12 protein-coding genes are annotated in these 13,934 nt (G+C 59.7%); 4 read left to right on the top strand and 8 right to left on the bottom strand.

Going from position 1 to position 13,934, the window contains the following annotated elements; all coding sequences use genetic code 11:
- Positions 1-4 precede the first annotated feature (4 nt).
- From E0E29_RS12140 to leuC, 4 genes are all read right to left on the bottom strand, one after another.
- Positions 5-787: a type III pantothenate kinase gene (locus E0E29_RS12140; protein ID WP_130850049.1), complete on the bottom strand. Its 783-nt coding sequence runs from the start codon at positions 785-787 to the stop codon at positions 5-7.
- A gap of 217 nt (positions 788-1,004) precedes the next feature.
- Positions 1,005-2,081 carry a 3-isopropylmalate dehydrogenase gene (leuB, locus tag E0E29_RS12145; protein ID WP_130850050.1) on the bottom strand — a complete coding sequence of 359 codons (1,077 nt, stop codon included), beginning with the start codon at positions 2,079-2,081 and terminating at the stop codon, positions 1,005-1,007.
- Positions 2,078-2,563 (bottom strand): 3-isopropylmalate dehydratase small subunit, encoded by a 486-nt coding sequence (locus E0E29_RS12150; RefSeq protein WP_130850051.1) that lies wholly within the window; start codon positions 2,561-2,563, stop codon positions 2,078-2,080. Before E0E29_RS12150 ends, leuB begins: the two co-directional genes overlap by 4 nt.
- A gap of 15 nt (positions 2,564-2,578) precedes the next feature.
- Positions 2,579-3,838, bottom strand: coding sequence for a 3-isopropylmalate dehydratase large subunit (leuC, locus tag E0E29_RS12155; RefSeq protein ID WP_130850052.1), 1,260 nt, complete (start codon positions 3,836-3,838; stop codon positions 2,579-2,581).
- A gap of 108 nt (positions 3,839-3,946) precedes the next feature.
- Between leuC and E0E29_RS12160 the strand changes: the two genes are divergently transcribed.
- The 4 genes from E0E29_RS12160 to E0E29_RS12175 all read left to right on the top strand — a co-directional run bounded on the left by E0E29_RS12160 (position 3,947) and on the right by E0E29_RS12175 (position 7,660).
- The gene (locus E0E29_RS12160; RefSeq protein ID WP_130850053.1) at positions 3,947-4,576 is read left to right on the top strand and encodes a Crp/Fnr family transcriptional regulator; all 630 of its coding nucleotides are present in this window, start codon (positions 3,947-3,949) and stop codon (positions 4,574-4,576) included.
- A gap of 102 nt (positions 4,577-4,678) precedes the next feature.
- The gene (gene scfA / locus E0E29_RS12165; RefSeq protein WP_130850054.1) at positions 4,679-4,825 is read left to right on the top strand and encodes a six-cysteine ranthipeptide SCIFF; all 147 of its coding nucleotides are present in this window, start codon (positions 4,679-4,681) and stop codon (positions 4,823-4,825) included.
- 112 nt (positions 4,826-4,937) lie between these two features.
- The gene (gene scfB, locus E0E29_RS12170) at positions 4,938-6,320 is read left to right on the top strand and encodes a thioether cross-link-forming SCIFF peptide maturase (protein WP_130850055.1); all 1,383 of its coding nucleotides are present in this window, start codon (positions 4,938-4,940) and stop codon (positions 6,318-6,320) included.
- Positions 6,317-7,660, top strand: a complete 1,344-nt coding sequence (locus E0E29_RS12175) for an aminotransferase class I/II-fold pyridoxal phosphate-dependent enzyme (protein WP_130850056.1) — start codon at positions 6,317-6,319, stop codon at positions 7,658-7,660. Before scfB ends, E0E29_RS12175 begins: the two co-directional genes overlap by 4 nt.
- 40 nt (positions 7,661-7,700) lie before the next feature.
- Here the strand turns inward: E0E29_RS12175 and spoIVA are convergent, their stop codons facing one another.
- From spoIVA to pknB, 4 genes are all read right to left on the bottom strand, one after another.
- Positions 7,701-9,179, bottom strand: a complete 1,479-nt coding sequence (gene spoIVA / locus E0E29_RS12180) for a stage IV sporulation protein A (protein WP_130850057.1) — start codon at positions 9,177-9,179, stop codon at positions 7,701-7,703.
- A 15-nt stretch (positions 9,180-9,194) separates the two neighbouring features.
- Positions 9,195-10,721 carry a DUF3794 and LysM peptidoglycan-binding domain-containing protein gene (locus E0E29_RS12185; RefSeq protein ID WP_130850058.1) on the bottom strand — a complete coding sequence of 509 codons (1,527 nt, stop codon included), beginning with the start codon at positions 10,719-10,721 and terminating at the stop codon, positions 9,195-9,197.
- A gap of 211 nt (positions 10,722-10,932) precedes the next feature.
- Positions 10,933-11,841, bottom strand: a complete 909-nt coding sequence (rsgA, locus tag E0E29_RS12190; RefSeq protein WP_130850059.1) for a ribosome small subunit-dependent GTPase A — start codon at positions 11,839-11,841, stop codon at positions 10,933-10,935.
- Positions 11,838-13,919 carry a Stk1 family PASTA domain-containing Ser/Thr kinase gene (pknB, locus tag E0E29_RS12195; RefSeq protein ID WP_130850060.1) on the bottom strand — a complete coding sequence of 694 codons (2,082 nt, stop codon included), beginning with the start codon at positions 13,917-13,919 and terminating at the stop codon, positions 11,838-11,840. Before pknB ends, rsgA begins: the two co-directional genes overlap by 4 nt.
- Between the last annotated feature and the right edge of the window lie 15 nt (positions 13,920-13,934).

Below are 13,934 nucleotides of genomic sequence, written 5' to 3' on the forward strand. Positions count from 1 at the left end.
CGTTTTAGGAACGCCGACGCCCCTCGGTATTCTTCCGATAGATGAGATAAAGACCCTGGAGAAGTAAGTCGGCGTTATATGTAATGGAGTGTTTACAGTAACGGAGTATCTCCGGCGCACTGTCACCAGTGGCCACCACGGTGGCAGCGGGCTGTCCATGCTCCTCGATGCGGGCGATCATCCCATCGATCATACTGGCGTTGCCGTAGATTACTCCGGAGCGCATGGCATCCACAGTATTGTGTCCGAAAATGGACGCAGGGGGCTCCACTGAGATGTGCGGCAGAGCTGCTGCCCGCTCGGAGAGGGCATCCAAAGCCACCAGCACTCCGGGAAAGATCATGCAGCCCTCATAGGTACGATCATGGAGATAGGACATGGTCACTGCCGTGCCCATATCGATAATGATGATAGGGGTTGGGTATTGGTCAATGGCAGCTACAGAGCAGGCCACAATGTCGGAACCCAACTGGTTGTGGAGATCCGATTTGATATTGAGCCCCGTTTTGATGCCAGGCCCCATAAGCATAGGTGCCTTTCCGGTGAGCAGCTCCACCGCACCGGACATATGAGCCGTCACAGACGGCACTACGCTGGAAATGACTGCCCCGGAAACCTCTTTCAAATCGGCGTGGTAGAGTGTAAAGAGGTTCATCAAACTGATGGCGCACTGGTCCCGGGTGGGATTACGGCTGGTGGTAAGGCCAGAGCGAAAACAAAGCTTTCCATTCTGATTAAAAAGCCCCACGTTGGTGGTAGAGTTATCAATATCAATGGTAAGTACCACAGCAGCCACTTCCCTTCTCCGTGATTACTCAGAATTCTAGCAGAAATGCGGGTGAGATGCAAGGAAATTTACTGCAAGGCCAGTTCCACAGAACGTCTGGCACGGATTATGGTGGTACCAAGAAGCGGGATTTGGGGCATGAGTCCGATGGTCTTCATGGCATTTCCTCCTTCATGGGAAACGGCGGGACGCTAATCTGCGCCCCGCCGTCAGATATTCAGATGTGTTCCCGGATGAGTCGGCCCATCTCTTTGGTGCCAATGGGCGTTACGCCGGGTTCCGCAATATCGGGGGTTCGCCAGCCCTCGGCCAGCACCGCGTCTACCGCCGCCTCGATGGCATTGGCCTCCTCGGCACGCTGGAAAGAGTAGCGGAACATCATGGCCACGGACAGGATGGTGGCAATAGGGTTGGCCTTGTCCTGACCGGCGATGTCGGGGGCGGAGCCGTGGATGGGCTCATAGAGGCCGGGAGCAGTGTCGCCAATAGAGGCGGAGGGCAGCAGGCCGATGGAGCCGGTCACCATGCTGGCCTCGTCGGAGAGGATGTCACCGAACATGTTCTCGGTGACCACCACATCGAACTGGCCGGGGTCCCGGACCAGCTGCATGGCGCAGTTGTCCACCAGTACGTCCTCATACTGGACGTCGGAGTACTCATCCGCCAGGCGGTGCATGACGCTCCGCCACAGACGGCTGGTCTCCAACACGTTGGCCTTGTCCACGCTGGAGACCTTCTTCCGGCGCAGGCGGGCCAATTCGAAGGCACGACGGCCGATGCGCTCGATCTCCTTCTCGGAGTAGGCCATGAGATCGGTGGCCTCCAGGCCCCGGTCCTCGGTCTGGTACTTGTCCCGCTTGCCGAAGTAGATGCCGCCGGTGAGCTCGCGGACCATCATGAGGTCGATCCCCTTCTCAGCGGTCTCCTTCTTCAGAGGGCAGGCATCGGCCATAGCGGGCCGGAGGGCGGCGGGACGCAGATTGGCGTAGAGGCCTAGATCCTTCCGGATGGCCAGCAGGGCGGTCTCGGGCCGCTGCTCGGCGGGCTTGTCAGAGCCCCACTTGGGGCCGCCCACGGCACCCAGCAGCACGGCGTCACAGGCTTTGCACTTCTCGGCGGTGCCGTCGGGGTAGCTCTTCCCCACCGCGTCGGTGGCGCAGCCGCCCAGGAGCACGTCCACAAACTCAAAGGTGTGGCCGAACTTCTTGCCCACGGCCTCCATGACGCCCACAGCCTCATTCACGACTTCGGGGCCGATGCCATCGCCCTTGATGAGTGCGATCTTATAATTCATTTCGCCACACCTCTCACCTTCAGAGAATTGAGGAGGCCACCGGCCTCAATAATACCATCCACGAAAGCCGGGAAGGGCGCGGCCTGGAAGGTCTTGCCCTGGGTCTCATCGGAGATGACACCAGTCTTGAAGTCCACAGTGACGGCGTCGCCGGGCTGGATGGACTCAGCGGCCTCGGGGCACTCCAGTATGGGGAAGCCGATGTTGATGGAGTTGCGGTAGAAGATGCGGGCAAAGCTCTTGGCGATGACGCACTTCACACCGCAGGACTTCAGGGCCAGGGGGGCGTGCTCCCGGGAGGAGCCGCAGCCGAAGTTGGCGCCGGCCACCACGATGTCACCGGGCTCCACGGTGGAGGCAAACTTCTCGTCGATGTCCTCCATGCAGTGGGAGGCCAGGGCTTTGGGATCGGGGTTATTGAGGTGACGGGCGGGAATGATAACGTCGGTATCCACGTTGTCACCGTATTTATAGATCTTCATTGCCTTTCTCCTCCCTTACAGCTTTTCCGGGTCGGCGATGCAGCCGGCCACAGCGGAGGCCGCCGCCACGGCGGGGCTGGCCAAAATAATTTCGGAGTCGGTGGGCCCCATACGTCCCACGAAGTTGCGGTTGGTAGTGGACACCGCCCGCTCGCCGTTGGAGAGGACACCCATGTGGCCGCCCAGGCAGGGACCGCAGGTGGGAGTGGAGACGGCGCAGCCGGCCTCGATGAAGGTCTGAATGAGGCCCTGGGCCATGGCGTCCATCATGATCTGCTGGGTGGCCGGCAGGACGATGCAGCGTACGCCCTTGGCCACCTCCCGCCCCTTGAGGATGTCGGCGGCCTCCTGGAGGTCCTTGAGCCGGCCGTTGGTGCAGGAGCCGATTACCACCTGCTGGATGGGCAGGCCGGCTACTTCATCCACCGTCCGGGTGTTGGAGGGCAAGTGCGGCAGGGCCACAGTAGGACGCAGGGTAGAGAGGTCGATGACCACCTCCTGGTCGTAGACGGCGTCGGCGTCGGGTTCCACCGCCTCCCAGGGGCGGTCCACCCGGCCCTTGAGGTACTCCCGGGTCTGGTCGTCCACGGGGAAGATGCCGTTCTTGGCGCCGGCCTCGATGGCCATGTTGGCAATGGTGAAGCGGTCGTCCATGGTGAGCTCCGCTACCCCCTCCCCGGCAAACTCCAGGGACTTATAGAGGGCGCCGTCCACGCCGATCTGACCGATAAGGTGGAGGATCACGTCCTTACCGCTTACATAGGGGGCAAATTTTCCGGTGAGTGTGACCTTGATGGCGGAGGGTACCTTGAACCAGGCGAGGCCGGTAGCCATACCGGCGGCCATGTCGGTGGAACCCACGCCGGTGGAGAAGGCGCCGAGGGCGCCATAAGTACAGGTGTGGGAGTCGGCACCGATGATGGCCTCACCGGGGGCAGCCAGTCCCTTCTCCGGGATGAGGGCGTGCTCCACACCCATCTGTCCCACATCGTAAAAGTGGGTGATGTCGAACCGCTGGGCGAAGGCTCTGGCCTTGGCACAAAGCTGAGCGGACTTGATGTCCTTACAGGGGACGGAGTGGTCCAGGACAATGGCGATCTTGTCCTTGTCAAAGACCTGAGTGAGTCCCGCCTTGTCAAACTCGGTAATAGCTACCGGAGTGGTGATATCGTTGCCCAGCACCAGATCCAGCTTAGCCTCAATGAGCTGTCCGGCCTCCACGGACGCAAGGCCCGCGTGTTTTGCCAGGATCTTCTGGGTCATGGTCATACCCATGTTTGGTCCCTCCTGTTTGTTTGATTGGCTTTATTATGGCAGAGGGCTTGCAGAAAGAATGCAAACCATGATACAATGCTGTTAAAAGGCAGGAAGGCGGGACGTCATATGACAGAGCAGCGGGAAAACACTCCTTGGGCGTCTTTGGCTCAGGGACAGCCTCCCAGGATCTATGCCCCGGGACAGCTCATCTACCTTCAGGGCACCGAGGCGGATACCTTTTATTATCTTCTCTCCGGCAGCGCCCGGAGCTATATCAGCTCAGAGACGGGAGATGAGCGGGTGCTCACCACCCATCGCTCGGGGGATCTGATGGGCGAGGCCGCTTTTTTCGATGGCTGTCCCCGTGTGTCCTCCGCCGTGGCCGTGACTGAATGCAAGGTAGTTTCCATCGACCGTGAGCGATTGGACCAGGTTCTCCGGAGCCACCCGGAGCTTGCTCTCCCCATGCTCCAGTACCTTGCCCGGACGGTGCGCCTCCTCTCCGACCACGTGGACGGCATGTCCTTCCGTCCAGCGGATCAGCGTGTGGCCCGGTATCTCCTCTCCATCCCGCCGGAGGCCGGTGGGGCTCTGCGCTGCACGCATGAGGAGATCGGCGCCGCCGTGGGGGTAAGTCGGGTAACCGTGAGCCGGGTACTGGGGGAGTTTACCCGGAAGGGGTGGCTCAAGACCGGGTATCGGGCCCTCTACGTTACCGACGATGACGCCCTCAGGGCCTTTGCCTTTCGCGATTGACGGGCGTTTTCCTCTTGACAATCGGCCATTCTTGTTTTAATCTGTATAGAGGAAAAGCTGTGCTCTGCACAGAACAGACTGAAACGATTGGAGACTTGGACCATGAATAGAATCAAGACCATCGAGACCCGCGACCTCTGCAAGAGCGTGACCACTGGCGGCTGCGGCGAGTGCCAGACTTCTTGCCAGTCCGCCTGCAAGACCAGCTGCGGCGTGGCCAACCAGCCCTGCGAGAACAACGAGCAGTAAGCAGACGTCAAACCTGAGTGCCGCCTTGCAGTGAGGCGGCACTTTTTTTGCCATGGTCCGGTCTGAGGCTCCGTTTCAAAGAGACAATCATCCTGTGGAGGGATCAAGATTTATGGTACATCAATACAAGCTGGACGGCTACAACATCGTCCTGGACACCTGCAGCGGTTCGGTCCATCTGGTGGACGAGGTGGCGTATGACATCATCGCCCTCTACCCCGACCACACCCCCGACGAGATCTGCCAGCGTATCCTGGCCGACTACCCCGACCGTCCCGACGTCACCGAGGAGGAGGTCCGCGCCTGCATCGATGACGTGACGGCACTGAAGGAGGAGCACAAGCTCTTCACCCCTGACACCTACGCCCCCATGGCCGCCGACTACAAGAACCACTCCAACGTCATCAAGGCTCTGTGCCTCCATGTGGCCCACACCTGCAACCTGAGCTGCTCCTACTGCTTCGCCAGCCAGGGCAAATACCAGGGCGAGCGGGCCCTCATGTCCTTTGAGGTGGGCAAGCAGGCTCTGGATTTCCTGGTGGCTCACTCCGGCACTCGCCGGAACCTGGAGGTGGATTTCTTCGGCGGCGAACCCCTGATGAACTGGCAGGTTGTGAAGGATTTGGTGGCCTACGCCCGGAGCCTAGAGCCCATCCACAACAAGAACTTCCGGTTCACTCTCACCACCAACGGCGTGCTCCTGAACGACGAGGTCATCGACTTCTGCAACAAGGAGATGCACAACGTGGTCCTCTCCCTGGACGGGCGCAAAGAGGTCCACGACCGATTCCGGAAGGACTATGCCGGCAACGGCAGCTACGACACCATCGTGCCCAAGTTCCAGCATTTCGTGGAGCGCCGGGGTGACAAGAGCTACTACATCCGGGGTACCTACACCCACCACAACACCGATTTCGTAAATGACATCCTCCACATGGCCGACCTGGGCTTCACTGAGCTGAGCATGGAGCCGGTGGTGTGCTCCCCCGACGATCCCTGCGCCCTCACCCAGGAGGACCTGCCCGTGCTCTTTGAGCAGTATGAAACTCTGGCCCGGGAGATGCTCCGCCGCCAGCGCGAGGGCCGTCCTTTCACCTTCTACCACTACATTCTGGACCTCAAGCACGGTCCCTGCATCTACAAGCGCATCTCCGGCTGCGGCAGCGGCACTGAGTACATGGCTGTCACCCCCTGGGGTGAGCTCTTCCCCTGCCACCAGTTCGTAGGCGACCCAAAGTACTCCCTGGGCAATATCTGGGACGGAGTGACCAACACCGCCGTTCAGGACGAGTTCCGCAACTGCAACGCCTACGCCCGGCCCGAGTGCGCTGACTGCTGGGCCCGGCTCTACTGCTCCGGCGGCTGCGCCGCCAACAGCTATCACGCCTCCGGCAGCATCCGGGGCATCTACCCCTACGGCTGTGAGCTCTTCAAAAAGCGGATGGAGTGCGCCATCATGCTCCAGGTGGCCCAGAGCCAGGATGGTCAGCCATGAACACCCCCATCTGTGACTTCGTGCGCGGCTACGCCTCTGCCCACCCTGCCCGGCTCCACATGCCCGGGCACAAGGGAAAGGGACCTCTGGGCTGCGAGGCTCTGGACATCACCGAGGTGGCTGGTGCCGACGACCTCTCCCATCCGGAGGGCGTTATCCTGGAGAGTGAGAACAACGCCTCCGCCCTCTTTGGGACCCGCCACACCTTTTACAGCGCCGGCGGCTCCTCCCAGTGCGTGAAGGCCATGCTCCACTTGGCCCTCCTCCACCGGGCGTCCAATGCTTCTCGGACAGTGCTGGCTGGTCGGAACGCCCACAAGGCCTTTCTCCACGGCTGCGCCCTCCTGGATCTGGAGCCAGAATGGCTCCTCCCTGAGGGTGAGAGTCCCCTATGCGCCTGTCCCCTCTCCCCAGCCGGCCTGGACCGAGCGCTGGCGGAGCAGCCCGCACCCCCTCTGGCGGTTTACGTCACCTCCCCCGACTACCTGGGCGGCATGCTGGACATCGCCGGTCTGGCCGAGGTCTGTCACCGACACGGCGTCCCCCTGTTAGTGGACAATGCCCACGGGGCCTATCTCCGGTTCCTCTCCCCCTCCCGCCACCCCATGGACCTGGGCGCCGACCTGTGCTGCGACTCCGCCCACAAGACCTTGCCGGTGCTCACCGGCGGCGCCTACCTCCATGTCTCTCCCACCGCCCTGGCGCCTTACGAGCACGAGGCCCGACAGGCCATGGCCCTCTTCGGCTCCTCCAGCCCCTCCTATCTCATCCTCCAGTCCCTGGACGCCTGCAATCGCCGTCTGGCTGACGACTATGGTGCTCAGATGGAGCGGGTGGTCCTCCATCTGGATGCGCTGAAGGCCAAACTCTCCGCCCAGGGTGTCCCGGTACGCCCCGGAGAACCCCTGAAGCTGGTGGTGGACGGCTGGGTGACGGGGCTCTCCGGCTACGAGCTGGCAGACCTGCTGCGTCGGAGCGGTGTGGAACCGGAGTACTCCGACCCGGATGAGGTGGTGCTCATGTACTCTGCCGACGCTGTTGAATCCGATTTTCAGCGGGTAGAGACAGCTTTTTCAGGTATCCGTCCCGGTCTCAGGCGGTCCCCTGCCGCTCTCCCTGACCCTGGCGAGCGGGTTCTCTCGCCAAGAGCAGCCATGTTGTCGCCCTGGGAAGAGATCCCCGTACGGGAAGCCGCAGGCCGGATCTGTGCCGGAGCGGCGGTGTCCTGTCCCCCGGCCATCCCCATCGCCGTCAGCGGTGAGCGTATTACGGCAGAGGCTGCTGCCCTCATGACAGAGTTGGATTTTGAGACAGTCTCTGTGGTACGAGAAGCTGTTTAATATGAAAAAATGCCGCGGACCAGCCGGTCCGCGGCATTTTTTATAGGATGATGCAGATGAGCCCACCGGAGCCCTCGTTGATGATGCGCTGGAGAGTCTCCTGGAGCTTGCTCCTGGCATCCTCCGGCATTCGTTTGAGCTTGGTGTTCAGATCCTCGCTGACCAGTTCGTGGAAGGAGCGTCCAAAGATGTTGGACTGCCAGATGGCCTTGGTATCCCCTTCGAACTCCTGGAGCAGGTAGTGGACCATCTCCTCCGACTGTTTCTCATTCCCAACGATGGGAGAGACCTCCGTCTCGATGTCAGCCCGAATCATATGGATGGAGGGGGCGGAGGCCTTGAGGCGGACTCCATAGCGCCCGCCCTGCCGGACGATCTCCGGCTCCTCCAGTTTCAGCTCATCGGTGGTCGGCACCACAATGCCGTAGCCGGTCTCCCTGACCTCCCGGAGGGCGTCAGCCACCTTATCATAGGACCGTTTGACTTCTGAGAGCTGGGTGAGCAGGCCAATGAGGTCACCGTCATCCTGGATGGAGAAGCCGGACTGGGCGGACAGGGTCTCATAAAAGAGGCTGCGGGGCAGCTCCAGGTCGGCGGCGGCCAGACCGGTGCCAAGCTCTACCGAGGTGACCTGGGCCCGGCTCACCCCTTCGCTGCTGCCGATGGCCGAGATCACACCGTCCACATCCCGGATACGCCGCAGCCCGCCGGCCTGCTCCCGGATGGCGGCGTAAAGACCGCTCTTGATGGGGTGATCTCCTGGCAGGGCGTCCACCCAGGCAGGGAGGTTCAGGTCCAGCTCTCGGAGCGGGAACTCGAAGAGCACCGCTCTGATAATGTTCGTCACGTCGTCCTGGCTCAGTTCGAGGCAGTTCACTGCCATACATGTCACGTCGTACCGGCCCGCGATGTCGTTCCGGATCGCCTTGGCACGCTCAGAGTTGGGAAAAGCCGAGTTGAGGAGGACCAGGAAAGGTTTTCCCAGCTCTTTGAGCTCGGTGATGACCCGCTCCTCTGCTTCCAGATAGTCCTCACGCTGAATATCTGTCACACTGCCGTCAGTGGTCACCACCACGGCGATGGTGGAGTGCTCCGAGATCACCTTTCGGGTCCCGATCTCCGCCGCCTCCGTCATGGGGATGGGGTGGTCGAACCAAGGGGTGGTCACCATCCGGGGCTGGTCATCCTCGGTCTGACCCACAGCGCCGGGCACCATATAGCCCACGCAGTCCACCAGCCGCACCGACATTCGGGTACCGCCCTCCATGGTGAGCTCCACAGCTTCCTCTGGGACAAACTTGGGTTCGGCGGTCATCACAGTCCGGCCGGAGCCACTCTGGGGCAACTCATCCCGGGCACGCTCCTTGCGGTAGACGTTTTCGATGTTGGGCAGCACCAACGTCTCCATAAACCGTTTGATGAAGGTCGACTTGCCCGTCCGCACCGGACCCACTACGCCGATGTAAATGTCGCCCTCGGTGCGCCGGGCGATGTCCTCATAGATATTCCGATCTTCCAATGGAGACGCCTCCTTTTACCGCTTCTTGGGGATGAGCAGGACCCGCCCCGCCGTGAGGGTATCCTCCCCCAGGCTATTGGCCTGAACGATATCCTCCATGGTGGTGCCGTAAGCTTTGGCGATATCCCAGAGCCGTTCACCCTCCTCCACGGCCCTCAGCACGATAGAGGGACGGGCAGACGGGTCTCTGGGCGCATCCTCGTCCAGGCGGACCTGGGCTACACCAGTGATCTGTCTGGGCAGTAGGGACAAATACCGGAACTCCAGAGGACAGCGCAGCTCAACACCACCCCCCGCCGGTGCTGCCGCGCCTTCACCCGAACAGACACAGCGGCAGCTGCACATCGCGCCAGCTGAAAGCTCCATCGGACACATGGCAGTTATGGTACGCGTGACCGCTTCCAGCATTCCCTCCTCGGAGAGATAAACCACTGTGGCCGATAGCTCCGCTTTCAGCCGCCCCTGCTCTCCATCACGTTCCGCCTCCACCTGCCCCACATGAATATGGACGTCACAGACCTCCCGCACCGGGGATGTCGTCTCCAACAGCTCACGGGCGGTGATCCGCCGTTCCCCGTGCTCCAGCGGCCGGGCCAATGCATAGCCCCGTCGCTGGACCGACAGGTCGTAGGCCGTACTGTAAATGTCGGACAAAAGAGTTACCTGGCGCTCCTCACGGACGACCGCCTGGGCCAGCATACCAAGGGATACCGACATCATTCTTCCCTCGTTTCCGTCGAGGGTACAATCGATCCCGGTAAGTACTACCGACAATGTACAGTCGGCCTCCTCCCCCGCACCACTTACCTCCATGATCTGAGAAAATGGCAGGGTAAAGTCAGCGCCGCACAGCCCGCCGCCCGGCTCCCGGTACACCAGCCGTAAGCCGGCTTCTCCTTTAAAAATAAGCTTGTTGCCGATGAGCTTAGATTCTCCGCACACCAAATCTACCCGGCTCTTTAGTATTTCCGCTGCCGGTGGACGCGTCGCTGACAAGCTCAGGTCGTCCGAAAATGTGAAGGATTTCTCCTCTACACCTATGATAAAGCATGCGGTTTGAGCCTCTTCCAAAGTCTGAATCCCATTTTGCTCCTGACCGTCCACACCGTCGCAGAAGCTAGGGGTCTGTGGGACGTAAGCCTGCACCGCTATAGCCAGACTCACACGTACCAGAACCTTTCTGGGGTTAAGGCTTCGGGCATCCGCCCACATCACCCGAGGCTCGGCCGACAATCGACACTGTCGGGTGAGCCCCGGTGCCTCGGCGGTGCAGGTGAAGGGGATGCTGACGGTGATCCGCCGCACCCCCTCACCGCTCTCCGCCTCATAGAGAACGGCGCACCGGGCTGTCCCGGTCACCTCCGCTTTGCCATCCTGGGCCTCCTTGGTCCCCAGACACACCGCCGCCTCCGTGTCCACGATGCGCAGGATATCCGGACAGGCGTCTGGGACAATGCTCTCCAGTGTCTCCTCCTGGAAGAGCGTGGTATCCAATACGGTATCGTAGCAGTTGAGTTGGGTGGTCTTCAGTTCCAGCTCCATAGCGTTCCTCTCCTTGTAACGTTTCTACAAGGAGCATATGTACAAGGGTCTGGAGCTATGCCATTTTTTAGCGCAGGCCGAAAAGAGCCTTCAACACACCCCTGAGGTACTTGGGAGACCTAACCACGACGATCTTCATAAAAAACGCCTCCTTCCACGTAAACTGGCATCGCTGTTACCAGTATACGCAGAAGGAGGCGTAATGTGTATCTCAGCCTTTTCCGTGCTTTTCCAGCTCCCACTCCCGCAGATCCTTGACCTGCTCCCACAGCCTGACATAGCTGGCATGTCGACTGGGTACAATCTTCCCTTCATTAAGGGCTGCAAGAACTGCACAGCCTTTTTCCTTTACATGGGAGCACCCCACAAACTGACACTCACCCAGGTAGGGGCGAAATTCCCGAAATGCCCGTTCCAGCTCCTCCCTCCGCAGCAGCTCCATGCGTTCCGTGTCAAAGGATGAGAAGCCGGGGGTATCGGCCACCACAGCATCCGGACCAAGGCGGTACAGCTCCACGTGCCGGGTGGTATGGCGGCCACGTCCCAGCTTTTCACTGACCTCTCCTACCTGAAGCTGAAAGCCGGGTGAGAGAGCATTCAGGATGCTGGACTTGCCCACGCCAGAATTTCCTGTAAAGGCAGATACCTTACCAGATATTGCAGCTCTAAGCTCCTCGATACCTTCCCCTGTCTCAGCACTGACTCGGAGCGTAGGGAAACCAGCGGCAGTGTATATCTCATAGAGCTCTTCAGCGGGCTCAAGGTCGCACTTGTTGATGCAAATGAGACAACCACAGCCTTCCTTGCTGTCAGCAATGGCAGCTACCCGGTCGATGAGGAATGGATCCGTGACTGGGATAGCTCCTGAGGCAATGATGACCAGTTGATCAATGTTGGCCACAGCAGGCCGTTGAAATTCATTTTTCCGGGGTAGTATCTCGTCCAGTGCACCGGTACCCTCGGGAAGACGGGTAAACTTCACCCGGTCACCTACCAGAGGGGTGATTTTCTGATGGCGGAACTTGCCTCTTGCCCGACAGGAGATCAGCTCTCCGCTGCCGTCATCCACATAGTAGAAACCGCTGAGGGCCTTGCGGATCAGTCCGGTTCCTTCACTCATCCCAGTTTCACATCCCCGGTATCAAAGTCAACCTCAATGCTGTAATCCCTCTCACCGTTTATATAAATGTCAAACTTCTGTTTTCCTTTTCCGGTGATATTGAAGACAACACTTTGGACCACCAATGGGACCTGCTTGCTCTGGTCATAGCCGGAGCCACGAACCTGCACTGTCACGATCTCATCCGGATCACCATCAGGCAGCGTGACCGAGTGCTGTACTGTTTTCACATCGGGGTCGGAACTGGGAGCTGGCGATTCACTGGGCACAGGAGTCTCCGTAGCTGGACTCTCGGTATTGTTCTCACCGCTGGAAGTGCTGGAGCCACTGCTCACCTGGAGGGTAACTGTCTCTCCCTCATTCACCTGGGTACCAGTGGGAATGCTTTGAATGAGTACCGTATCCTTAGGCTCATCACTATCAATATAGACGGCTTTTACCACCAGTCCCAGGCCATTCTCCCCTTCCAGGAGCTCCCTTGCCTTATCGAGAGTCATACCATCAACCGAAAGCATGGTACGCTGGACCACCTTGGGCCCCTGGCTGACGATAATCTCAACCACGGTATCAGGCTGAATGGCGCTATCGGCCAAAGGCACCGTACGAATGACATAGTTTTCAGTGATCTCATCAGAAGTCTCATATGTCATGGTGATGTTGGCCTTGGAGATTCCCAGATCCAAAAGGGCCTGCTGCGCCTCCAGATAATCCTTATTCACCAAGTCAGGCATATAGATGGGCTCTTCACCGGCACTGGTCGTTACAGTGATAGTAAGGTCCTCTCCAGTGACCTGCTGCTTCGCTTCGGGATCCTGAGAGACAATCTTTCCCGGCTCCAGGCTGCTGGACACAGAGCCACCTTCCACAATCTCAAATATCCCCTGGACTTTGGGATCAGCCATAGCCTCCTCCACCGTCATACCGTAAAGATTGGGTACAGTGTGCCGGTCATCAGACTGGAAGCTGTTGCTGAAGAACACTACCCACAGCAATACGCCGATTCCAATAATGAAGACCAGGATAGAGGCCACAGCCAGGGGGACCGACATGTTGGCTTTCTGCCGGTTTCTTGGGCGTTCGGAAGAAGATACCCGTTCCCCGCGCTCTGCCTCTTCCCGACTTCGCCGGCGCATGGAGCCAGTGTCACTGCTCCTGCGTCGACTCCCCGTTCCAATCACCTGGGTGGGCTCATCAGCTACATCCGGTGTGGCAAAGAGCTTGGCTGGGTCATACTCCAAATCGATGCTCGGATCCTTCCGGAACTCTTCCAGATCATAGAGCATATCATCGGCGTTGCGATAGCGGTTCTCCACCTTGGGCGCCATAGCCTTCATGGTGATGGCCTCCAGGGCCTCCGGGATGTCAGGATTGAGCTCCCGCGGCGCCAGAGGGATCGAGTTGATATGCTGGATGGCCACCGATACCGGGGTATCCCCTTCAAAAGGCAACCGGCCGGTCAGCATCTCATAGAGCACCACACCAGCAGAGTAGATATCACTGCGACCGTCGATACGGCTCCCTCTGGCCTGCTCTGGAGAAATATAATGGACGGAACCCAGGGCCTCCTGCGTCAAGGTGCTCTGAGCGGCAGAGGCCAGCCGGGCGATGCCAAAATCGGTGACCTTGATGCTCCCATCGCGGAGAACCATAATATTCTGTGGTTTGATATCCCGGTGAATGATGCCACGTCCGTGGGCATGGGAGAGCGCCTTCATGATCTGGGTGATGAAGTGGAGGGACTCCTTCCAGCTCAGAGGGCCCCCTTTTCGCTGCATATACTGCTTGAGGGTAATGCCGTCAATGAGTTCCATGACGATGTATTCTACCTGCTCAGAACGGCTTACATCGTACACCGCCATAATGTTGGGGTGAGAGAGCATGGCTACGGCCTGGGACTCATCGTGGAACCGGCGGCGGAACTCCGCGTCCTTTGCCAGATCATCCTTGAGGATCTTAATCGCCACCAGCCGGTTGAGTCGGTGGTCACGACCCTTAAACACCACCGCCATACCGCCGGTACCGATCCGCTCCAGGATCTCATATCGGTTATCCAGCAATTTCCCTATGTATTGATCCATAATGGGGGTATCCTC

Source organism: Intestinimonas timonensis (genome assembly GCF_900626145.1).
Lineage (GTDB): Bacteria > Bacillota > Clostridia > Oscillospirales > Oscillospiraceae > Intestinimonas > Intestinimonas aquisgranensis.